This window comes from Pseudorhodobacter sp. E13 (assembly GCF_003991405.1).
GTDB lineage: Bacteria > Pseudomonadota > Alphaproteobacteria > Rhodobacterales > Rhodobacteraceae > Pseudorhodobacter.
Genome location: NZ_RPEN01000159.1, coordinates 11,319 through 33,370, shown reverse-complemented (window position 1 = coordinate 33,370; position 22,052 = coordinate 11,319). Strand labels below are relative to the sequence as shown.

Below are 22,052 nucleotides of genomic sequence, written 5' to 3'. Positions count from 1 at the left end.
GGGTATCCCCTGCAAAATTTGACGAATTGCGGTTTATATCCTAAAAATCATTCGTGATATAATGCGTTGGTGAAATTTTCATGCAGATAGATGATACGGATCGGCGCATCTTGCGGCATTTGCTGGCCGATCCCGGCTTGCCCAACGCCCAATTGGCCGAGCGTGCCGGCGTGACCGGGGCGACCTGTTGGCGGCGGTTGGAGCGGATGCAGGCCGCAGGGTTGATTGCGCCGCCTGCCGCTGTGATCAACTGGCGGGCGATGGGGTATGAGGTGGAGGTGTCTTTGCGCTTTAACCTCGACAAGACCGAGCCGCGCGCCTTTGATGAATTTCTGGCGGCAGCGCGCGAGGTGCCCGAAGTGATCGCGATTGAAACCTTTCTGGGGCGGGTCGATGTGCGGCTGAATGTGATTGCCCGCGACATGGCGCAATACCAAGAGATCTATCGCAAGCGTATTCTGACGCTGCCGCATATTGCTGATATCGAAGCCCTGATGCTGATCGCCACGATCAAGGAAGAAAGTGCCTTGCCGCTATGATGGATCTTGATGACCTTGATCGCGCGCTGTTGCGCAGCCTTAGCCGCGATGCCACCACCAGCGCAGGCGAATTGGGCCGCCGCTTGGGTCTTAGCCAGCCTGCGGCTTGGCGGCGGGTCAAACGGCTGGAGGAAGCGGGAATCATCGCCGGGCGCCGCGTCGCGGTGGACCGCCCGGCGCTTGGCTTTGGCGTGACGGTGTTTCTGGGGGTCAAGCTGGCAACCAAGGGCCGGGTGAGCCTTGAGGATTTTGAGCGCGCGGTGACAGCCATCCCCGAGGTGCAGGTGGTGCAGCACGTTCTGGGCTTGTTTGATTACCGCCTGCGCGTGGTCGCCCGTGATATCGCGGATTTTGAACGCGTGCTGCGGCGGCGGATCATGACGCTGCCCGGCGTGGGACAGGTAGAGGCGAATGTGCTGTTGACCGAAGAGGCAAGACCGGGACCATTGGGGTGAGGTGATGCGCAAACAGATCAAGGAAATCGGGGCCAAGCTGCCCCCCGGCCACCCGCAGTATGCGCTTGTTCAGCAGGCCTATGCGGCGTTTCGCTGCGACAAACCGCAAGATACAGAGAGCTGCACCTGTTGCATGGACCCTGATATCCGGGCCGATTTCTTTGGCCCGGATATTGATGCGCTTCCGCTTTACTATGTTCAGGATTGGTATAGCGGGGCCTATGCCCCACCCCTGAGCCATGCGCTTTGGGCCTATCTGTTGCCGCGCGTGATGGAGGTTGTCTTGTGCGGCGAGGAGCCTTCCGGCATCGGGATTGAGGTCACGTTGCGCGGTGCTACGGGCGACCCAGCGCTATGGACGCAGGCGCAATGGCAGGTGCTGGATGCGTTTCAGCGCGCGGTATTTCAGATGCCGCCAAACGCCTATCAATGGTCACTGGATGCGCTGATCTGTGCCTTTGTGAGGGGTGGCTGGTCTGTTGAGGCGCTTTGGGCGCAGGTTTTGACCTGGCCGGATGCGGATCTGGTGCGCCGATTGCACCGGGATTGGTGTTGCAATGCCTATCTGTCGATTGGGGTGACGGCGTTTTGGGGGAAGGACATGCAGATGCACGCCCGCTACCGCGACCCGGCCCTTGCTGATCGGTTTGAGATGTTTGCCTATGCGTGTGACACGCCTGTGCTGGCCGATCAGGCGCTACAGGTGGTTGAGGCGATCCGGCGGGGGTAAGGCGGGGGCAGGGGGCATTCTGCCCCCTCTTTTCCGTGCGGAAAATTCACCCCCTGAGGATATTTGGACCGAAAAGAAAGCGGTTTGGGCCTTTTGCCTTAGTCGGTATGGCGTTCCAATGGGGCGGCGAGCCATTCCCGGCCTTTGAGCATGGCGTTCCAATACAGCCAGGGCAGGAAATTGGCCTTGAGTTGCCAACCGAGCCAGCGGGGTTTTGTGCTATCCCACGGGAAAGAGGGCAGAAGTTTGCCGCCATAGCCGAACTCGGCCACGATGGCGCGGCCGTGTTCCACCGTCAGCGGGCAGGAGCCGTAACCATCATAGGCATGGGTTGCCGGGGCGCCGTCCATAACCGAGAGCAGGTTCACGGCGACGATTGGCGCTTGTTTGCGTGCGGCGGCGGCGGTTTTGGAATTGGGTGTGTTGCAGCCATCGCCGATGCCAAAGATATTGCTGAAACGGGTGTGTTGCAGGGTCTTGGCGTTCACCTCGACAAAGCCGGTGGCATCGGCCAGCGGGCTTTTGGCAACAGCGTCAACCGCGCGCTGCGGTGGCGTGACGTGGAGCATGTCATATTCCAGTGTCACTTCTTGGGTGGTGCCATCGGCACCTGTCTGGGCGAAGGTTGCCTTTTGGTTCGGGCCATCCACTGCGATCAGTTTGCTGCCGAAATTCAGATGGGCGTTGTAGCGTTTGATATAGTCCATCAGCGGCGGCACATAGTCTTTCACGCCAAAGAGCGCGGGTCCGGCATTGTGGAACTGCACGTCGATATTGCCCAGAGCCCCTGCCTTTTCCCATAGCGAGCAGGACAGATACATCGCCTTTTGAGGTGCGCCGGGGCATTTGATCGGCATCGGCGGCTGGGTAAAGATGGCGCGGCCGGATTTCAGGTTTTGGGCCAGTTTGTAGGTATAGGGTGCCAGATCAAAGCGGTAGTTCGAGGTGACGCCGTTCTTGCCCAAGGCCTGCTCCAGCCCCGGTATGGCATCCCAGGCCGGGGCGATGCCGGTGGCGACGATCAGCATGTGATAGGTCACGCTGCGGCCATCTGACAGGGCGACTTGGTTTTCTTCGGGCTGGAAACTGGCAGCGGCGCCTTTGATATGGGTGACGCCTGCGGGCATCACGCTGGCGGTGCTGCGTCTTGTGGTCGGGGCTTGAAACACGCCGCCGCCGACCATAGTCCAGCCGGGTTGATAGAAGTGATCCTCGGATGGTTCGATGATTGCGATATCCAGGCCCTTCCGGCGCTTGAGCAAGCTGGCCGCTGTGGCGATACCTGCGGCACCGCCACCGACGATGACAATCTGATGTAGCGTCATGTTAGGTTCTTTCCCCTCCCTAAAAGATTGTCACATATGAATGTGTTTTATCGCTTGAAGTCACGCGGAATCTGCCGTGAAATTGCGAAAACCGCCATGAATTGGAGAGATTATGCCCGCTTTGCACCCCGAGATTGACCCGAACGGGTTGGAGGAATTCTCTGTCGTCTTCACGGATCGGTCGCTGAACCATATGTCTGCCAAGTTTCAGGCGGTGATGCGTGAGATTTCGACCACCCTGCGCGAGGTTTACGCAGCGGAGGCTGTGGCCGTGGTTCCGGGGGGCGGGACCTATGGCATGGAAGCCGTGGCGCGGCAGTTTGGCCGGGGTGCGCGGGTGCTGGTGGTGCGCAATGGCTGGTTTTCCTATCGTTGGAGCCAGATTTTTGAGGCTGGCGGCTTTGCAGCCCATGTCGATGTGGTGATGGCGCGGCAAACCGGGAATGACCCGCGTGCGCCTTATGCGCCGCCCCCTATTGCGGATGTGGTGGCGCGTATCCGCGAGGCCAAACCAGAGGTGGTTTTTGCCCCGCATGTGGAAACCAGCGCCGGGATCATTCTGCCCGATGACTATATCACCCAGATGGCACAGGCCGCGCATGAGGTTGGGGCCTTGATGGTGCTGGATTGCATCGCCTCGGGCTGTATCTGGGTGGATATGGCAGCCACAGGGGTGGATGTGCTGATTTCAGCGCCGCAAAAAGGGTGGTCGGCCAGCCCGGCGGCAGGATTGGTGATGATGTCAGCGGCGGCGCTGGCGCGGTTGGAGGCAACGGCATCGGACAGTTTCGCGCTGGACCTGAAGAAATGGCGCAGCATCATGGCGGCCTATGAGGGCGGTGGGCATGCCTATCATGCCACCATGCCGACGGATGCTTTGGTCGATTTTCTGGAGGCCGTGCGCGAAACCAAGGCTATGGGATTTGCCGAGGCGAAAGCCGCGCAATGGGCGCTGGGCGAGGCGGTGCGGGCGATGTTCGCGGCGCGGGGCGTGCGATCGGTCGCGGCGGAGGGTTTTGGCGCGCCGGGGGTTGTGGTCAGCTATACCGATGACCCTGCGGTGCAGAACGGGGCCAAATTCCGCGAGCAAGGGTTGCAGATTGCCGCAGGTGTGCCGTTGCAGGTGGGCGAAGGGGAGGCGTTCAAGACCTTCCGCATCGGCTTGTTCGGCTTGGACAAACTGGCCGATGTGCCGGGCACAGTCGCCCGGTTGGAGCGGGCTGTGGCGGCGGTGCTTTAGCCGCCCGGTGGCGCTGTGGTCTGCCGGGGGATCAGGTATTTTTGCCAAGATGAATGAGGGGCGTCACCGCAGGCCGAGCCCCGCTTTCATCAAGGTTTTGCGCACGGGGGCGGCTGAATACAGCGCGCCCAGCATGGAGGCGCGCAGGTCGCGCAGAACGGGGGCCGCGACCATCGAGGCCCGGTTCAGCGCGTCAATCCCGGCAACACGGGCCTGCACCTCGCGGTGGCGGGCCTTGTGATAGGCATCGAGCATTGCGGCAGAGCCAAGATCATCGGGGTTTTCAAGCGCAAGGCGGCGCAGGGCGGCAAGGTCGCCCAGGCTCATGTTCAGGCCTTGCGCACCGATGGGGGGCACAACATGTGCTGCTTCGGCCATCAAGGCGGTGCGCTCCCCGGCCATACGCTCGGCGATCTGGCTGATGATGGGCCAGATGGTCAGCGGGCTGATGCGCGACATCGGGCCAAGCTGGTGGCAGGCGCGCAGGCTCATCTCATGGTCGAACTCTGGCAGGGGCAGGGCTTGGAGGCGGGCGATCTCGGGCCCGGTTTCCATCCAGACCACGGCAGAGCAGGGCAGCCCCTCATGATCGGGCAGCGGAACCATGGTGAAGGGCCCGCCGGAGCGATGCACCTCGGTGGAGACATTGTCATGTGGGATGGGGTGCGTGGTGGTAAAGGCGAGTGCTTTTTGCCCGTAGCGAGTGGTTTTTACAGGTATGTCAAGCGCTTGGCGCACGGCGGAATTGCGGCCATCGGCACCGATCAACAGGCGCACGCGCCATGCACTGCCGTCTGACAGCGTGACAAGCGCCTCGGTGGAGCGGGTGGTGACGCGCGCGGTTGCCACACCGGGACGGAAGGTCACGCCCGGCAGGGTTTCGATCTCGGCCAGCATTTCGCGCCGCAGCAGCCAGTTGGGCAGGTTGAAGCCGAACGGGTGTTCGGAAATCTCGGCCGCGTTGAAATCGCGGGTAAGCCGCGCCTCACCCGGGGCGCCGCCTGCATCGACGATGCGCATGATTTGCAGCGCAGCGGCATGGGGGGCAAGCCTGTCCCACAGGCCGATCTCTTGCAGCAAGCCGACCGAGGGCATCAGGAAGGCCGTGCTGCGCAGATCGGCGCCAGCCGCACTGCGGTCGGTTACGGGGGCCGTAGGATCAACGCAGAGCACCGAAAAGCCAGCGCGACCAAAGGCGACGGCGGCACAGAGGCCGGCGACACCGCCGCCGGAAATAAGGATATCAATGCTGTCTCGTTGCATCACGGCCCCCTTTGTTGTGCTATAGATAGGGCGAAAGCGGCCCCGCGTCCAAGCGACAAAGCGCGCAGGCTTAGCCGCGTGTGATCATCAGCAACAGCACAAACATGATCGGCACCAGCGCCAGCGCCGACATGGCAAGGGCGACGAGGCCCCATGTCTTGACGGCCAGCACGACCACGGTGACAAAGATCATCAGGGCGTAGAAAATGCTATCCTTGTCGGTCGCGATGTCGCGGGCGATCCGGCCCAACAAGGGGATGGCATAAAGAACACGCAGGCCAAGCGGCGCGCGATTGGTTTGGGGTGTCATTGATATTCTCCATATTCGCATTGCTGCAAATAGGCGCTTTGCGGCGGCCAAACAGATGGCAGGGTGACGCGGCGTGACAGGCTGCCGCAGCTAGGCAATCAATTGCCGCAGAAAATCTGTCAGATCATCGGTATGATGGTGGATATGGGCCTCCGGCTCTGGTGCGGGGGCGACATGGACCGTGCGCATCCCCATCGCGTGGGGGGCGGCGAGGTTGCGGCTGTCATCCTCAAACATGGCGCCTTTGGTCGGGTCCAGCCCATCGGCGGCAAAGATGGTTTCAAAGGCCGCGCGTTCGGGTTTTGGGCGGAAACCGGCATGCTCCACCCCGTAAATCGCGTCAAACAGACCAGACAGGCCGCGCGCCGCCAGCACCCGTTCGGCATAGGGGGCCGAGCCGTTTGTGTAGACGATCCGCCGCCCCGGCAGCGCCCGGATATAGCTGGCAAGGGCGATATCTGGTTGCAACTGCTCCAGCGAAATATCGTGCACATCGGTCAGATAGGGGGCAGGGTCCACCCCATGTTCCTGCATCAACCCGGCCAGCGTGGTGCCATAGGTCGCCCAGTAATGACGGCGCAGATGGTCGGCTTGCGGGCGGTCCACGGACAGGGTTTGCATCACCCAATTGGTCATCCGCACCTCGATCTGGTCAAACAGGCGGGCCGAGGGCGGATAGAGCGTGTTATCAAGGTCAAAGACCCAAGCACGCACATGGGCAAAGGACTGTGCTGGCATGTTGCGACACCTAAACCTTTCCTCAGACGCGTGCTTTCGCGCGCCGCCTTGTTTTACAGCTTTCGCCTATGGGCTATAGGTCGCACTGCGGCGCTTGTCCATGCGATTGCGGTTGAGGTGCGCGGCCTTGCCCGCTAACCTTTGCGGCGGGACAAGACGAAAGGCCATCCGGTGCAGAAAGACGCTTATAGCCTGATCCTCGAGGCGATTGACGCCGGGGTTTACAAGCCCGGTGACAGGCTGGTGGAATCCGAATTGGCGGACCGTTTTGGCGTGTCACGCACCCCGGTGCGCGAGGCGTTGCAGCGTTTGGAAACCCAATCCATGCTGACCCGCGATGGTCGCAGCCTGATTGTCGCCTCGCTCGATCATAACCAATTGGCAGAGCTGTATGCCGTTCGGACAGAATTGGAAGGGCTTGCCGCGCGCTTGGCCGCGCGCCATGCCACCGAGGAGGAGATCCGCGTGTTGCGCGGAATGGTGGCGGAGGATTACGCGCTGCTGGGGGGCGATCCGCGCGCGCTGAGCCGGGCGAACAAGCGGTTCCACAAACAGATCCACCTTGCGTCTCACAACCGGTTTTTGGTGACTCAGTTGGATCTGGTGCATCGTTCCATGGCGCTGATGGCGACAACCTCTTTCGCTGCCGAAGGGCGCGATGCGGTGGGTCTGGCGGAACATGATGCCATCGTCCGTGCGATCGAGGCGCGGGATGGTGAAGCCGCCTATCAGGCGCTGCGCGGCCATATTTCCAAAGCGTTCGAAACCCGGCTGCGCATTGATGCCGGAGAGTTGAAAACGCGCTGACTGCGGCTTTTGGATTTGGCCTGCGCGGGCCCGCTATGGCCAAGCGCCTTAGTGATCGGCTTCGCTTGGGTCAAAATGCCCGTGGCTGGTTTTATCCCAATAGAACGGTTTGCTAACCATTTCCCAAGCCGCCTTGTAAGAGGCGAGCGCGCCGAGCGGAAAGTAGAAATGCAGCGTGCCAACCCAGAGCGGGTTGAGCTTGTGATTTGTCTTGCGCAGCCCGATCACGTTCAGCGTTATATTGATCACCTCGGTCAACAGATACAGCCCCATCAACCCCAGCATCACCACGGGCGGCAGCGCGGTTGCCAGCGGGTGGGGCACACCCAGCGGCACCAGCCAAAAGCTCCACAACACCGGGGCGAGCAGGAATTGAGAGAGGGTGCAGAGAAACAGGATCTGGAAGCCTATGAACTTGCGCGGGCCAAGTTGGCGCCAGAGCAACATCGGATCGCGCATATGCACCGCCCAAGTCATCATATACCCTTTGAGCCAGCGAGACCGTTGCCGCACCCAAGGCAGCGCGCGGCAATTCGCCTCTTCCTCGGTCACGGTGTCAATGATTTCGGCGCTATAGCCATAGCGGGCAAGGCGCATGCCCAGATCGGCGTCTTCGGTGACGTTGTGGGCATCCCAGCCGCCCAGTTCCTCTAGCGCGGCGCGGCGGAAAAACAGGGTCGTGCCACCCAAGGGAATCGCCATGCCCAGCTTTTGCAAGCCGGGCAGGATGACGCGGAACCATGCTGCATATTCCATGGTGAAACAGCGCGAAAGCCAGTTGGTGCGCGGGTTGTAAAAATCCAGCACACCTTGAAGGCAAGCCACATCGGCACCCCGTTGGTAAAACCGGTTCACGACCTTGTGGATCTGGTCGGGCTCTGGCGCGTCTTCGGCATCATAGACCCCGATGATCGAGCCCCGGCACAGATCCAGCCCGAAATTCAGCGCCCGGGGTTTGGTTTTCAACGGCCCATCGGGCACCACCACCACCCGCATCCAAGGCGGCAGATCGGCGGATTTCAAGGCATCACGGGTCAGATGGTCCTTTTCCTCGACGACCAGCAGAATATCGAGCAGATCGCGCGGGTAATCCAGCCTGCTCAGGCGGCGGATCAGGCGTGGGGCGATGTTGCCCTCTTTGAACAGGGCGACCATGATCGAGACGGTGGGCAGCCGCGCGATGATCGGGTCGGGGGGCGGGGGGGCGGTGTTGCGCAGGGCGGCAAAGACGGCCCCGGCCCGCAGCGCCGTGGAAAGCGCCAAAGTAAGCGTGGCCCAAAAGGTAAAGGCCAGCGCCATGAACGCGGGCGAGAGCCATAGGCCAAGGCCAAACACGCCAAGAATAAGCGCTACCTTCACTGCAAGGCCGTCACGCCCCCAGTCGCGGCAGCTTTCGGCCTCTGCAACGCGGTTCTCGGCGGCATGGTTCAGCGCAGCCGACCGCGCGCGCAACACAGCCGCCTCAATCTTGGATGCAGGCGCGATGGCCATGATCACCGTGCCGAAGGCCGCGCGAAGCCTGGGGTAATGGCTGGCGAATTCTTCGGGGTGGGCGGTGGCGACGACAACCGCTTTTCCCACCCTTTGCCAAGGGATCAACCCGTCGCGCAGGCAGGTAGCCGCGCCGATATCATCAATCAACCGGGGGTCTGCGGGCTGGTCCATAGGGTCCAGCAGCCGCACATTCCAATGCCGCGCCTGCGCCTTATACAGCGTTTCCTCTGCGACCATCTGGCGGGACAGAAGAATATCGCTCAACCGGCCGCGATGGCGTTTTTGCAGCGACAGCGCCGTCACCAGATCATGGGCAGACAAGGCCCCTTCGCGCAGCAGGGTGACGCCAAGGCTTCGGACCGAAGGCGCGGTGACGGAATAGCGCTTGCCGCCATTGGGTTTGGGGCTGGTTGCAACGGACGCGCCCTTGTCAACAGCCGCATCCGCAGGCTGCAACAGGTCAGGTGAAAGGAAAGGAGTTGATGCTGTCATGGGCCCCCCGCCGGATCAGGTTTGGCGGGTAAAGCTTAACAGTTGGTTAATATTGGATTTTTCTAAAACTTAGCAGGCGGTTTTCATAAAACGCGCCTTTTAAATGGTGGCCGCTGCGCACAGGGCCACCAGATATAGTGGAGGTCTATGGCGTTTCAGGCCGCGCGGCGGGCCTTCATCGCCTCTGCGAATCGCTCAAACAGGTAATAGCTGTCTTGCGGGCCGGGGCTGGCTTCGGGGTGGTATTGCACCGAAAACACCGGCTTGCCCGTCACCGCGATGCCGCAGTTAGAGCCGTCGAACAGGCTGACATGGGTTTCGCGCACGCCATCGGGCAGCGATTGCGCATCCACGGTAAAGCCGTGGTTCATCGAGGTGATTTCCACCTTGTTGGTGTCATAATCTTTGACCGGGTGGTTGGCACCGTGATGCCCGTGGTTCATCTTGATGGTCTTGCCGCCAAGGGCAAGGGCAAGCATCTGATGGCCAAGGCAAATCCCAAAGACGGGAAGATCAGCGGCCAGAACGCCCTTGATCATGTCAACGGCATATTCGCCAGTGGCCGCCGGGTCGCCCGGACCGTTGGACAGGAACACCCCTTCAGGGTTGAGGGCCAAAACATCCTCGGCGGTGGCGGTGGCGGGCAGCACGGTTACATCGCAACCGGCAGACGCCAGACAGCGCAGGATATTGCGTTTCGCCCCGAAATCGACCGCGACAACCCGCAGCCCCTCACCGGTGCGCTTGCTGTAGCCCGCAGGCCATGCCCAACGCATTTCATCCCAGCGATAGCTTTGTGCGCAGGTCACATCCTTGGCGAGGTCAAGCCCCTCCAGCCCGCGCCAGGCACGGGCGGCGGCAACGAGCGCCTCGATGTCGAAAACCCCATCCGGGTTATGCGCAAGCGCCACATGCGGCGCACCTTGCTGACGGATCGCGCGGGTCAGACGGCGCGTATCCAGCCCGCCGATACCGATGCGGCCCTTGGAGGTCAGCCATTCGGTCAACTCGGCCGTGGCGCGCCAGTTTGACGGATCAGTCGGGTCCCATTTCACCACCATACCAGCGGCAACCGGTTCGCCGGTTTCATCATCCTCGGGGGTGACGCCGGTGTTGCCGATATGCGGGAAGGTGAAAGTGACAACCTGCCCTGCATAAGACGGGTCTGTCATGATTTCCTGATAGCCGGTCATCGCGGTGTTGAACACCAGTTCGGCAACCGCTTCCCCGGTCGCGCCAAAACCGCGCCCGTAAAAGATTGTCCCATCAGCAAGCGCAAGGCAGGCGGTGGGTTTTGCGGTGGTCGGATCGATATGGGGCATGGTACGACTCTCTCTGGCCGGATTTCGCGGAGACTACGGGCCAAGCGCGCTGGGGTCAAGACGTAGGGTCAAATGGAATTTTTATACTTTTCAAGGGCTTGCAAATTTTACGCTTGGTTGCCTCGGCTTTCGCTTCGCGCTATTGTCGGCAGTTGCTGAAACTCTGGGGAAAGACAAGAAGATGGTATTGCGTGATCGGCTGCAAGCAGCCCTGAAAGATGCGATGCGGGCAAGAGAGGCGGAGCGGCTGTCGACGCTCCGTCTGATCAATGCTGCGATCAAGGACCGCGATATCGCCCAGCGGGGGGAAGGCGGCGAGGGTGTGGTGTCGGACAGCGATATCACGGCAATCCTGTCCAAGATGGTGAAACAGCGGCAGGAAAGCGCGCGTGTCTATGAAGAAGGCGGGCGGCTGGAACTGGCGGAAAAAGAACTCGACGAAATCAAGGTGATTGAAGAGTTTCTGCCGCGCCAGTTGGAAGGCGAGGAAGTGGATGCTGCGATCAAGGCTGCCATAACGGAGGCGGGCGCAAGCTCTATCCGTGATATGGGCAAGGTGATGGCGGTGCTAAAAGGCAAATACACCGGTCAGATGGATTTCGGTGCAGTTGGTCCGCGGGTCAAGGACTTGCTGGCCTGAAGCGGTTTGCACCAAATGGAAATAACGCCCTGCACCGCAGTGTGCAGGGCGTTTCTGTTTGAAAACAAGCATTTCAAAAAACCCGACGAACTTGGGGACAAAAAGGGCCCGCCGCAGCTTCGCTCTATGAGGGCAGTCTGGCCCGGTTGTGCGACAGTGGCGTGACGCTGCGCGCAAGGTTTTGTGACGGTTTCCGCGTGGATTACGTGCGCTGGTTATGGGCGCGCAGGGCCTGCCGCAATTCCGGGGCAAGTTGCTTGCGTTCCTCCTCGGACAGAAAGGCGCCCAATTCCACCGCGCGCGGGCCGCCGGCAAGGGTAATATATTCGGCCACGGGCCCACCGGTTTTATGTTGCTCGACCCGCACCCAATGCGGGTTTGCTTCCCATTCCTGCCGCTTGCCGCGCGGGCCGATACGGGCAAGGTGCAGACGGTTTTCGCTTAGGGTCAGAGTCTCGATGATTTCAGCGTCACGATAACTGCGTTCCAGCGCCCAATACATGCCAGAAACGGCCAGCACCAGAAAAGGCAACAAACCCCAAAACACCGGAGAGCCCATGACCGCAAGCAGCGGCACTGCGATCAGGCAGGCCGTGCCACCGATGAACCAGACAAACCCACGCCGCGGAAGCGAGCGATAGGGCCACAGATGCAGGGCTTTGATCTCGGTTGTGTCGGACCATTCGTAGGGCATGTCAGGCCTTTTGATGGGGTTTACAGGCAAAACCTAGCAAGGTTTTGTGATCGGGCAAGTGCGGAATGGCCTGAAATGCCAGCCCTGCAGATCACAGCAGCCCGCAACCGATGCGGGGCCTGCCATGAAAAAGGGCCCCGGCATTGCTGCGGGGCCCTTTGGGTTTGTTTCTGCTCGGCCTGCCGCTTAGTGGGCGTGGCCTTTGTCCCAGTCGGACTGCTTCGGCAGCTGCTCGAACGTGTGTTCGGGCGGCGGGCAAGGCAGGGTCCATTCCAGCGTATCCGCGTATTCGTTCCAGTAGTTCTTTTCGGTGACGCGCTTGCCTGCACGCAGGCTGTAGAAGATGACACCGATAAAGAACACGAACGAAGCGAAGGACAGGAAGGCACCAAGGCTCGACCAGAAGTTCCAGTAGGCGAATGCCTCGGGGTAGTCGATATAGCGGCGCGGCATGCCCTGACGGCCAAGGAAGTGCTGCGGGAAGAAGGTCAGGTTTGCACCGATGAACATCATCCAGAAGTGCAGCTTGCCTGCCCATTCAGGGTATTCGCGGCCCGACATCTTGCCGAACCAATAGTAGATCCCGGCGAAGATCCCGAACACCGCACCAAGGGACATCACATAGTGGAAGTGCGCCACGACGTAATAGGTGTCGTGATAGGCACGGTCCACGCCAGCCTGGCTGAGAACGATGCCGGTTACGCCGCCCACGGTGAAGAGAAACAGGAAACCAAAGGCCCAGAGCATCGGAGTCTTGAACTCGATGGAGCCGCCCCACATGGTCGCGATCCACGAGAACACTTTGATACCGGTTGGCACCGCGATGACCATCGTGGCCAGCATGAAGTAGGACTGCTGCGTCAGCGACATGCCAACGGTATACATATGGTGCGCCCAGACGACGAAGCCCAGAACACCAATGGCAACCATGGCGTAAACCATCGGCAGATAACCAAAGATCGGCTTGCGCGAGAAGGTTGCGATGACCTGAGAGATGATGCCGAAAGCGGGCAGAACGATGATATACACTTCCGGGTGGCCAAAGAACCACAGGATGTGCTGATACAGGATCGGATCACCGCCACCCGAAGGCTGGAAGAAGGTGGTGCCAAAGTTCCGGTCGGTCAGCAGCATGGTGATTGCCCCTGCCAGAACCGGCAGAGCCAGCAGGATTAGCCAAGAGGTGACAAAGATCGACCATGCGAACAGCGGCACTTTGTGCAGGGTCATCCCCGGTGCGCGCATGTTCAGGAAGGTCGTGATCATGTTGATCGCGCCAAGGATAGACGAGGCGCCCGACAGGTGAACCGCGAAGATCGCGAGGTCCATCGAATAGCCGCCTTCATTGGTCGACAGCGGCGGGTAAAGCACCCAGCCCACGCCAGAGCCAAGCTGGTCATTGCCACCCGGCGACAAAACCGATGCAACTGCCAGCGCGGTGCCCGCAACGAACATCCAGTAGGACAAGTTGTTCATGCGCGGGAAGGCCATATCCGGCGCGCCGATCTGCAATGGCATGAAATAGTTGCCGAAACCACCGAACAGGGCAGGGATGACGACAAAGAACATCATCAGGATGCCGTGGCCCGTGATCAACACGTTCCAGAGGTGACCGTTGGGCGTGCAAACATCGCCAGCAGCAGCGGCGGTAAAGCGCGCGCCTTCCATACACATGTATTGAACACCGGGGTGCATCAATTCCATGCGCATGTAAACGGTGAAGATAACCGAGATCAGCCCGACAAGGCCCCCGGTGAACAGGTATAGAATACCGATGTCTTTATGATTGGTCGACATGAACCAGCGGGTAAAGAACCCGCGTTCGTCATGTTCGTGGCCATGAATGGCTGCGTCGGCCATGCCTGCCTCCCGATTGCGTTTCCAGATTTCAGCGCACGGGAAAAGTAGATTCCCGCCGCCACTTGTATTCATGTTCTAGAATGCCCAAGCGGCGGCGGCAATCGGTGACTTTGACGCAGATCAAGAAAAACCGCGTCAAAGTCGTTTTTTAGTGGGTCAGTTCGCCGCAGGGACGACCGAAGCCAGATAGGCCGCAAGGTCTTCGCCGCCTTTCGAAAGTTTGAAGGACATCTTGGACTTGGCCGCAGCATCGCCCGTCGCTTCGATCAGGAAGGCTTTGGGGTCAGCGAGATAGGCGACAAGGTTCGCTTCATCCCAGACCACGCCAGCCGCGCCGGCCGCAACCAAGGAGTCGCCGTTCTTGAAATCGGTGGTGCCAGCAGCACGGCCGATGACGCCATAAAGGTTCGGGCCGGTTTTGCCGCCTTTGACAATCTCGGTGCCGTCATCGGCGATGATTGCGTGACAGGCTTTGCATTTCTTGAATTCCTTTTCACCTTTTTCAGCGTCACCAGCAAAGGCGGGTGCGGACAAAGTGAGAAGGGCAGCAGTGGCGATAAGGCTAAACTTCATTTTCTTTCCTCGTCTTTGAATCGTGTTGCCGCGGTCTGACCGTGATCGGCAGGTGCAACATCGCGCCTGCTTACCATATGTGCAGCGGCTGCGACATAACATAGGTCAAGCTGTCACGCTTTCTTTGCGGCAGTTTTTCCGCGGTTCGGGTCGGAGAGGTATCAAAACTGTAGCCTCCTCGCGTTATTTTGAGTCTCGAAGCCGGGTGGCGAAGCGCTTACGTTGGCTCAAAGCCAAGGTTGGGCGGCATCGGGACCCTTGGTGACATAAAAATGAAAAGGTTAAGTGTCATGGTCGATATGACATTCACAGAATTGCGGAATGCCGAGAAACTTCGGCAAGCGGCCCGTCTTGTTGAAGATGTGGCCTATGCACGCGCGGGCATCCATTCAAAAGAAAAAGTCGCGCATCTGATGCTGATCGCGGCCAGCCTTGAACGCGTCGCAGGCATTACCCCGGTGATGGGTGATACCGCCAACGATTGCTGATCTGACAAAACGACCCTTCGCGTCTTGATTGACCGGCGTATTCGTATACACTTTTTCGGTGTAATTTCGGGTGAGCCGATGTCTGTTTTGAAAGTGTTCGGGCAAAATCTGCGTGCCCTTGCAACAGAGCGTGGCACTCTGGCGCAGGCCAGTGGCGATCTTGGCTTATCCAAAATCCAGTTCCAACGCTTCTTGCGCGGCGAGAGCTTTCCGAAACCCCATATCCTTGAGCAGATATGCGCGTATTTTAACGTTGATGCCCGGATCGTCACCGAAGCCCTGACGCCCGCGCTTTTGTCGCGTATGCGCAACGAAACGGCGGCACCGACCGCAGGGCAAAGCAGCATGGTCGAAGCAATCCGCTTTGCCTGTGCCAGCCAAGATTACTTTGCCCGGGGTTACGATGATTTGCCCGATGGTTTTTATAGTATCCTGCGGCCTTCCATGGCGGTGATGGACAAGTTTGTCCGTTTCCCGGTGTTCATCAAGACCCATAAAGGCGCGCGGGTGGTGCGTGGGTTTGACGCGCCGGAAATCTATACACAGCAGGTGAAGCTGTTGCGGCGGGAATTCCGGGGCGTGCTGCACCACCATTCCGATGGGTTTTCGATCGTTTTCTATCACCAGCCGCCCGCGCAGAATGTCTCGCATCTTTTCATCAGCCCTTTGTCGATGATGAACAGTGTTTCCGGTTTCTTTGGCTTTGCCACGGTCGGGCGGGCAGAGGTGCCGGGACGGCGCCGGATGTGCCGCGTGTTCATGGAACATTTGCCCAACGGTTTTCGCGAGGCGCTGGCGCTGCGGCGTCAGCCCACCTTTGTCGGCGAGGGTGAGGTTGCGCTGCCGATCCGCCAGATGTTGAACCTGCCGTTGAACTAGCTGCGATCCGTCGGGCCGAATTGCTGTTCAAAGCTGCTGTGCAAGGCAACATCCAGATCATCCATCGTGACCGGAAGGCCCAGATCGACAAGGCTGGTGACGCCGTGGTCGGCAATGCCACAGGGGACGATCCCGGTGAAATGGCTCAGATCCGGTTCGACATTGATGGAAATGCCGTGAAAGCTGACCCATTTGCGCAATTTGACGCCAATCGCCGCAATCTTGTCCTCGGCAAGCTGCCCGTCGATACCGCGCCGATCGGGGCGCACCACCCAGACGCCGACACGCCCGGCCCGGTGCTCGCCCGTGACGTTGAAACTGGCCAGGGTCTGGATCACCCAGTTTTCCAGTGCGCAGACGAATTTGCGCACATCGCGCCCACGCCGGTTCAGATCCAGCATGACATAGGCCACACGCTGCCCCGGACCGTGATAGGTGTATTGCCCGCCCCGGCCCGCGACATGCACCGGAAAGCGCTCTGGCTCCACCAGATCGGCAGGTTGGGCGCTGGTGCCTGCGGTGTAAAGCGGCGGGTGTTCCAGCAACCAGACCGCTTCGGGGGCTGTGCCCGCCGCAATCTGGGCCACGCGCGCCTCCATCGCGGCAAGGGTTTCCGCATAGGGCGCCAGCCCATCCAGAACGCGCCATTCAACGGCGTGGCCGGTTGGGGGTGTGGGCGCTGGGGCAGGGCATGTTTGCGGCATGGGCGCGTCCTTCACGGCAGGAAAAACAAAGGGGCGGGACAGGCAGGAATAGCCTGCCGCCAAGTGAAAACGCTTAGCAACTTTGGCACAGCGTGCTAACCTTTCACATGGTTTGAGTCGATCTAATTATTCAGGACGGAGTTTTCAAATGCATTTCAAACGAATTGCAAGCACATGCGTTGCCGCCGCGTTGGTGTTTTCGCCGGTTCCCGCCTTGGCCGGGGACGCTTTGGTTGGTGGGATCATTGGCGGTATTATCGGCGGGGCCATCGTGAATGGTGCCAATAAACAAAAGCGCACGACCACCCGCAAAGCCGCGCCGCGCAAATCCACCAAGCCTTCGGTTTCGTCCAGCCAACGCGAAGCCAATCGCGAAGTGCAGGTTGCGCTGAATTACTTTGGCTTCCCTGTTGGCACGCCGGATGGGTCCATCGGGCCGAAGTCACGGGCGGCCATTTCGCAATATCAGGCGCTTTTGGGCTTTGCGCCAACGGGAAACCTGAACAGCTGGGAACAAGACCTGCTGGTGCAGGGCTATTACCGGGCGCAGGCGGGGGGCGCGATGACGCTGCAACAGGTCGCCAGCGATCCGCGCGGCACCAAGGCGTTGTTGTTCACCTATCGCGATGAAAAACTTGGTGTGCCCGCCGCCGGGGGGCAAATGGCCGCAGTGCAACCCGGTGTGCAACCCGGTGTGCCGCAACTTGGCTTTGCCGCCGGAACCAACCCTGTCGCAGCCGCTGTGCCGCAATTTGGTGCCGCCGCCACCGCAGCAACGGCTCTGCCGTCCTTCATGGGGCAGGGGGCGACACAAGCCTCGCTTGCCAGCCATTGCAACAAGGTGTCGTTGGTCACAAATTCCAACGGTGGTTTTGTCACGCAAGTCACGATGACAGACCCGGCCTTCACCTTGTCTGAACAATTCTGCCTTGCCCGGACCTATGCCATCGCGCAGGGCGAGGAGTTGGTGGCCAAGGTTGCAGGCTTTACCCCGCAGCAGATCGCCCAGCAATGCGAAGGGTTTGGCCCGGTGATGAAGGAACATGTCGCCGCGCTGTCGCTGAAATCCCGCGAAGAGGTGATGCAAGGCGTTTCTGGCTTCGTGCTGGGGTCTGGCATGGCACCTGCGCAATTGTCGGGCACTGCGCGCATCTGTCTTGGTGTCGGTTATGTCACCGATAACATGGATGTGGCCATCGGTTCTGCACTGATCCTGACCACGCTGGGCGAGGTGGCCTACGCTGAGTTGATGGGCCATCACTTGGCTTCGGGCATCGGGGCCGCACAGCGCAGTGATCTGTCTTTGCCGTGGTATGAGCATGCCTTCACCGCCGCCACTGATGGCAGCACCGAGGTTTTCGCACCCGGCATGGCGGACCGTGCCGCGCTGATCCGTCTGGCGGCCTATTCCGCTGCGGGGCGCAGTTTGCCGGGGTCCACGGTGCCTGGTGCCCCTGTACCGGCTTCGGCTCTGCCGTCCTTTGTGGTGCCGGGGAACTCGGCGAACCCGTAAGGGCCAGAGGCTGTTTTTCATCTCCGCCGCAGGGGGAAACCTTGCGGCGGTTTGTTTTTGGGCGCTTGCGCGATCCGTCGACTCTTTTCCTGCAAAATTAAACTTGAGGTCTGTCGCGGCCTTCGCTATGACCCCGCTGGTCAGGACTGTGCGGTCGTGGCGGAATTGGTAGACGCGCAGCGTTGAGGTCGCTGTTCTTTAACCGGAGTGGGGGTTCGAGTCCCCCCGACCGCACCACTTGGCCCTAGCCCCCGCAATGGGTCGTAGGCCGGAAAATCCCTACAAAATTAGATTTACCTGTGCGCTGCCGTCATCAAGGTCAGTTCGCGCCATTGCGTGCGTAAAACTGCGGTGTTTGCACGGGGCGTTATTTCCGAAGGCGCTGGGCTTTTCTGCAAATCAACCTAAGGCCGCTTTCCTGCGCGCGGCATCGCTGGATACTCTGGCTTGGGAGGTTTCACCCTGCGACGCCCTGTGACGAAACGGGCCGCAGCAGCAAGCCATTCCGCACCCTGTCAAGGCTTTCCGGCAAGCAGGGCACCGACGCTGAAGCGGCCCATTCTGGCACTTATGCCGAATGAACCGCCCAGCCTTTTGTCGGATGCCCCCGCGCGATATGCCGGGCCGGACAGTTCAGATCGGTTTCGTCAGATCAGCCCTGAAGCGTCCGCACCCCGATGCCTTCGCCCCGGGCTTTCATCGCGCTGACAGCGGCGATGGACCCTGCGGCGGTGGTGAAATAAGGGATCTTGTCGAACAGCGCGACTTTGCGGATGTCGCGACTGTCGTTCAGCGATTGGGCGCCTTCGGTTGTGTTCATCACCAAGGCGATATCGCCGTTTTTCAACCGGTCCACGATGTTCGGGCGGCCTTCATAAACCTTGTTCACTGCGGTTGCCTTGGCCCCAACCTGCTCCAGCCATGTGGCCGTGCCTTTGGTCGCCACGATTTCAAACCCCATGGTGATGAGATCACGCGCGGCGGCGGCCATGGCGTCGGTTTTGTCCATGTCCTTGATGGACAGAAACACGCGGCCCTCGGTCGGCAGGTCGTTGCCCGCACCCATCTGCGCCTTCAGGAAGGCCAGCGGGAAGCTACGGTCCCAGCCCATCACCTCACCGGTGGAGCGCATTTCCGGCCCGAGCAGCGGGTCAACACCGGGGAAGCGGGCAAAGGGCAGCACGGCCTCTTTGACGCTGAACCACGGTGTGATCGGGTTGGCCAGCGTCATCGGATCGGCCAGCGGCAGATCGGTATCGGGGCCAACATCGCTGGCATAGGGCGCGCGCATCGGGAAATTGCCCATCGGCTCGCCCGCCATCAGGCGCGCGGCGATAGAGGCAATCGCGCTATCGGTGGCTTTGGCAACGAAAGGCACGGTGCGAGACGCGCGCGGGTTCACCTCCAGCACATAAATATCATCACCTTTCAGCGCGAATTGCACGTTCATCAGGCCCACCACGTTCAAGGCGCGGGCCATGGCCACGGTTTGCGCCTTCAACTCCTCGATGATCGCGGGCGACAGCGAATGCGGCGGCAACGAACAGGCAGAATCGCCGGAATGGACACCCGCCTCCTCAATATGTTCCATGATACCCGCGACATGGACGTTATGCCCATCCGACAGCGCATCGACATCGACCTCAATCGCGCCGGACAGATAGCTGTCCAGCAGCACCGGGTTCTTGCCGGAAACCTGCACCGCCTCACGGATATAGCGTTCCAGTTGCGCGTCATCGCGGATGATTTCCATCGCACGGCCACCCAGAACGAACGACGGGCGGATCACCAGCGGGTAGCCCACTTCGGCAGCCACGGCAAAGGCCTCATCCCGGCTGCGCGCGGTGCCATTATGCGGCTGACGCAGGCCCAGCTTTTGCAAAAGCTGCTGGAACCGCTCACGGTCCTCGGCCAGATCAATTGCATCGGGGCTGGTGCCAAGGATCGGGATGCCTTCATCATGCAGCGCATTGGCCAGCTTTAGCGGCGTCTGGCCGCCGAATTGCACGATCACCCCGTGCAACGTGCCGTTTTCCTGCTCTACCCGCAGAATTTCCAGCACATGCTCCAACGTCAAAGGCTCAAAATACAACCGGTCAGAGGTGTCATAATCGGTCGACACGGTTTCGGGGTTGCAGTTGATCATGATGGTCTCGTAGCCCGCCGCCGTCAGGGCATAGCAGGCATGGCAGCAGCAATAATCAAACTCGATGCCTTGGCCGATGCGGTTCGGGCCACCGCCGAGAATCACCACTTTCTTGGCATTCGAAGGCCGCGCCTCACATTCCACATCGCCCATCACAGGGGATTCGTAGGTGGAATACATGTAAGGGGTCTGCGCCTCAAACTCGGCGGCGCAGGTGTCGATGCGTTTGAACACGGCGTTGACGCCAAGATTGCGGCGCGCGCGGCGCACTTGGCCTTCATCGCGCCCGGTCAGCGTGGCAAGACGCGCATCGGTGAAGCCAAACATCTTCAACCGGCGCAGGGCGTCCGGGTTGGTGGGCAGGCCATCGTGGCGGATGCTGGCCTCCACCTCAACGATTTCACGAATCCGGGCAAGGAACCACGGATCAAACGAAGTAGCCCCCTGAATTTCGTCATTGCTCAGCCCTTCGCGCATCGCTTGGGCGATCACGCGCAGACGGTCCGGGGTTTGCTGACCCAGCGCCTTGAAAATCGCGGCACGGTCCGGCGCACCGGGAATGGTAATCTCGTCAAAACCCGAAAGCCCGGTTTCCAAAGACGCCAGCGCCTTTTGCATGCTTTCGTGGATGGTCCGGCCAATCGCCATCACCTCACCCACCGATTTCATCGCGGTGGTCAGGTTCGGCTCTGACCCCGGAAACTTTTCAAAAGCGAACCTTGGGATCTTGGTGACCACATAATCTATAGAGGGTTCAAAGGACGCGGGTGTCACTTTTGTGATATCGTTGTCCAATTCGTCCAGCGTATAGCCCACCGCCAGTTTCGCCGCGACCTTGGCAATCGGGAAACCCGTTGCCTTCGACGCCAGCGCCGAGGATCGCGACACGCGCGGGTTCATCTCAATCACCACCATGCGGCCATCCACCGGGTTCACCGCCCATTGCACGTTGGACCCGCCGGTTTCCACCCCGATCTCGCGCAGCACAGCGATAGAGGCCGAGCGCATGATCTGATATTCCTTGTCCGTCAGCGTCAGGGCAGGGGCCACGGTGATGCTGTCCCCGGTATGCACGCCCATCGGGTCGACGTTTTCAATGGCGCAGATGATGATGGCGTTGTCGGCGGTATCGCGCACCACCTCCATCTCATATTCTTTCCACCCCAGCAGCGATTCATCGACCAGAATCTGCGCCATCGGGCTGGCTTCCAGACCGCTGCGGCAGATCGCCTCATAGTCGTCGCGGTTATAGGCCACACCACCGCCCGTGCCGCCCAGCGTGAAGGCAGGGCGGATGATGGCGGGCAGGCCCACATATTCAATCGCGGCCATCGCCTCGGCCACCCCGGCCTTGATGTCATATTTGCCGTTCACCTTGGGGGCGGCAATGATCGTCGCTTTCGGGTTTTCCAAGCCGATGCGGTCCATCGCCTCACGGAACAACTTGCGATCTTCTGCCATTTCGATGGCGGCGCGCTTGGCCCCGATCAGTTCAACATTATACTTTTCCAACACACCCATATCTGCCAGCGCCAAAGCGGTGTTCAGGCCCGTCTGTCCGCCCATCGTCGGCAGCAGCGCATCGGGGCGCTCTTTCTCGATGATCTTGGCAACCACCTCAGGGGTGATCGGCTCGATATAGGTCGCATCGGCAAGGCCCGGATCGGTCATGATGGTGGCCGGGTTGGAGTTGACGAGGATAACGCGGTAGCCTTCCTCGCGCAGCGCCTTGCAAGCCTGCGCACCGGAATAGTCAAACTCGCAGGCCTGACCAATGACGATGGGCCCTGCACCAATAATCATGATGGATTTGATGTCGGTTCTTTTCGGCATGGTCAGG

At 60.4% G+C, this 22,052-nt stretch carries 20 protein-coding genes and 1 tRNA gene; 10 read left to right on the top strand and 11 right to left on the bottom strand.

What is annotated here, in order from left to right; all coding sequences use genetic code 11:
- The first annotated feature begins 80 nt into the window (after positions 1–80).
- The 3 genes from EGN72_RS16245 to EGN72_RS16235 are packed head-to-tail and all read left to right on the top strand — an operon-like array spanning position 81 to position 1,724.
- Entirely contained in the window at positions 81–539 is a 459-nt protein-coding gene (locus EGN72_RS16245; protein WP_127049481.1) for an Lrp/AsnC family transcriptional regulator, read from the top strand.
- Positions 536–994 carry an Lrp/AsnC family transcriptional regulator gene (locus EGN72_RS16240; RefSeq protein WP_127049479.1) on the top strand — a complete coding sequence of 153 codons (459 nt, stop codon included), beginning with the start codon at positions 536–538 and terminating at the stop codon, positions 992–994. Before EGN72_RS16245 ends, EGN72_RS16240 begins: the two co-directional genes overlap by 4 nt.
- Positions 995–998: 4 nt before the next feature.
- Positions 999–1,724: a hypothetical protein gene (locus EGN72_RS16235; RefSeq protein ID WP_127049477.1), complete on the top strand. Its 726-nt coding sequence runs from the start codon at positions 999–1,001 to the stop codon at positions 1,722–1,724.
- Positions 1,725–1,822: 98 nt separating this feature from the next.
- On the opposite strand, the gene EGN72_RS16230 is transcribed toward EGN72_RS16235, so the two are convergent.
- Positions 1,823–3,049, bottom strand: coding sequence for an FAD/NAD(P)-binding oxidoreductase (locus EGN72_RS16230; RefSeq protein ID WP_127049475.1), 1,227 nt, complete (start codon positions 3,047–3,049; stop codon positions 1,823–1,825).
- A 112-nt stretch (positions 3,050–3,161) separates the two neighbouring features.
- Between EGN72_RS16230 and EGN72_RS16225 the strand changes: the two genes are divergently transcribed.
- On the top strand, positions 3,162–4,289 hold the full coding sequence (locus EGN72_RS16225; RefSeq protein WP_127049474.1) for an aminotransferase class V-fold PLP-dependent enzyme: 1,128 nt from the start codon (positions 3,162–3,164) through the stop codon (positions 4,287–4,289).
- Positions 4,290–4,352: 63 nt separating this feature from the next.
- On the opposite strand, the gene EGN72_RS16220 is transcribed toward EGN72_RS16225, so the two are convergent.
- The 3 genes from EGN72_RS16220 to EGN72_RS16210 all read right to left on the bottom strand — a co-directional run bounded on the left by EGN72_RS16220 (position 4,353) and on the right by EGN72_RS16210 (position 6,600).
- Positions 4,353–5,552 carry a UbiH/UbiF family hydroxylase gene (locus tag EGN72_RS16220; protein WP_127049472.1) on the bottom strand — a complete coding sequence of 400 codons (1,200 nt, stop codon included), beginning with the start codon at positions 5,550–5,552 and terminating at the stop codon, positions 4,353–4,355.
- 70 nt (positions 5,553–5,622) lie between these two features.
- On the bottom strand, positions 5,623–5,862 hold the full coding sequence (locus EGN72_RS16215) for a hypothetical protein (protein WP_127049470.1): 240 nt from the start codon (positions 5,860–5,862) through the stop codon (positions 5,623–5,625).
- Between the two features lie 90 nt (positions 5,863–5,952).
- Entirely contained in the window at positions 5,953–6,600 is a 648-nt protein-coding gene (locus tag EGN72_RS16210; protein ID WP_127049468.1) for a pyrimidine 5'-nucleotidase, read from the bottom strand.
- A gap of 171 nt (positions 6,601–6,771) precedes the next feature.
- On the opposite strand from EGN72_RS16210, the gene EGN72_RS16205 reads away from it, so the two are divergent.
- Positions 6,772–7,407 carry a GntR family transcriptional regulator gene (locus EGN72_RS16205; RefSeq protein WP_127049466.1) on the top strand — a complete coding sequence of 212 codons (636 nt, stop codon included), beginning with the start codon at positions 6,772–6,774 and terminating at the stop codon, positions 7,405–7,407.
- 48 nt (positions 7,408–7,455) lie between these two features.
- Here EGN72_RS16205 and EGN72_RS16200 read toward each other — a convergent pair whose 3' ends face one another.
- The gene (locus EGN72_RS16200; RefSeq protein WP_127049464.1) at positions 7,456–9,393 is read right to left on the bottom strand and encodes a glycosyltransferase family 2 protein; all 1,938 of its coding nucleotides are present in this window, start codon (positions 9,391–9,393) and stop codon (positions 7,456–7,458) included.
- 155 nt (positions 9,394–9,548) lie between these two features.
- Positions 9,549–10,715, bottom strand: coding sequence for a glutamine-hydrolyzing carbamoyl-phosphate synthase small subunit (carA, locus tag EGN72_RS16195; protein ID WP_127049462.1), 1,167 nt, complete (start codon positions 10,713–10,715; stop codon positions 9,549–9,551).
- A gap of 181 nt (positions 10,716–10,896) precedes the next feature.
- Between carA and EGN72_RS16190 the strand changes: the two genes are divergently transcribed.
- Positions 10,897–11,355, top strand: coding sequence for a GatB/YqeY domain-containing protein (locus tag EGN72_RS16190; RefSeq protein WP_127049460.1), 459 nt, complete (start codon positions 10,897–10,899; stop codon positions 11,353–11,355).
- A gap of 202 nt (positions 11,356–11,557) precedes the next feature.
- On the opposite strand, the gene EGN72_RS16185 is transcribed toward EGN72_RS16190, so the two are convergent.
- The 3 genes from EGN72_RS16185 to EGN72_RS16175 all read right to left on the bottom strand — a co-directional run bounded on the left by EGN72_RS16185 (position 11,558) and on the right by EGN72_RS16175 (position 14,482).
- Entirely contained in the window at positions 11,558–12,049 is a 492-nt protein-coding gene (locus EGN72_RS16185; protein WP_127049458.1) for a DUF2244 domain-containing protein, read from the bottom strand.
- Positions 12,050–12,235: 186 nt separating this feature from the next.
- Positions 12,236–13,909, bottom strand: a complete 1,674-nt coding sequence (gene ctaD, locus EGN72_RS16180; protein WP_127049457.1) for a cytochrome c oxidase subunit I — start codon at positions 13,907–13,909, stop codon at positions 12,236–12,238.
- Between the two features lie 156 nt (positions 13,910–14,065).
- Positions 14,066–14,482, bottom strand: coding sequence for a cytochrome c family protein (locus EGN72_RS16175; RefSeq protein ID WP_127049455.1), 417 nt, complete (start codon positions 14,480–14,482; stop codon positions 14,066–14,068).
- Positions 14,483–14,781: 299 nt separating this feature from the next.
- On the opposite strand from EGN72_RS16175, the gene EGN72_RS16170 reads away from it, so the two are divergent.
- On the top strand, positions 14,782–14,970 hold the full coding sequence (locus EGN72_RS16170; RefSeq protein ID WP_233587166.1) for a hypothetical protein: 189 nt from the start codon (positions 14,782–14,784) through the stop codon (positions 14,968–14,970).
- A 78-nt stretch (positions 14,971–15,048) separates the two neighbouring features.
- The gene (locus tag EGN72_RS16165) at positions 15,049–15,849 is read left to right on the top strand and encodes a helix-turn-helix domain-containing protein (RefSeq protein WP_127049451.1); all 801 of its coding nucleotides are present in this window, start codon (positions 15,049–15,051) and stop codon (positions 15,847–15,849) included.
- On the opposite strand, the gene lipB is transcribed toward EGN72_RS16165, so the two are convergent.
- Complete coding sequence (lipB, locus tag EGN72_RS16160) at positions 15,846–16,553, bottom strand: lipoyl(octanoyl) transferase LipB (protein ID WP_127049449.1); 708 nt, start codon at positions 16,551–16,553, stop codon at positions 15,846–15,848. The two genes, EGN72_RS16165 and lipB, sit on opposite strands and share 4 nt — an antisense overlap.
- A gap of 148 nt (positions 16,554–16,701) precedes the next feature.
- On the opposite strand from lipB, the gene EGN72_RS16155 reads away from it, so the two are divergent.
- Both EGN72_RS16155 and EGN72_RS16150 read left to right on the top strand, forming a co-directional pair.
- Positions 16,702–18,066 carry a peptidoglycan-binding domain-containing protein gene (locus EGN72_RS16155; protein WP_127049447.1) on the top strand — a complete coding sequence of 455 codons (1,365 nt, stop codon included), beginning with the start codon at positions 16,702–16,704 and terminating at the stop codon, positions 18,064–18,066.
- Between the two features lie 150 nt (positions 18,067–18,216).
- Positions 18,217–18,303, top strand: a tRNA-Leu gene (locus EGN72_RS16150).
- Between the two features lie 415 nt (positions 18,304–18,718).
- Here the strand turns inward: EGN72_RS16150 and carB are convergent.
- Positions 18,719–22,045 (bottom strand): carbamoyl-phosphate synthase large subunit, encoded by a 3,327-nt coding sequence (carB, locus tag EGN72_RS16145; protein WP_127049445.1) that lies wholly within the window; start codon positions 22,043–22,045, stop codon positions 18,719–18,721.
- Between the last annotated feature and the right edge of the window lie 7 nt (positions 22,046–22,052).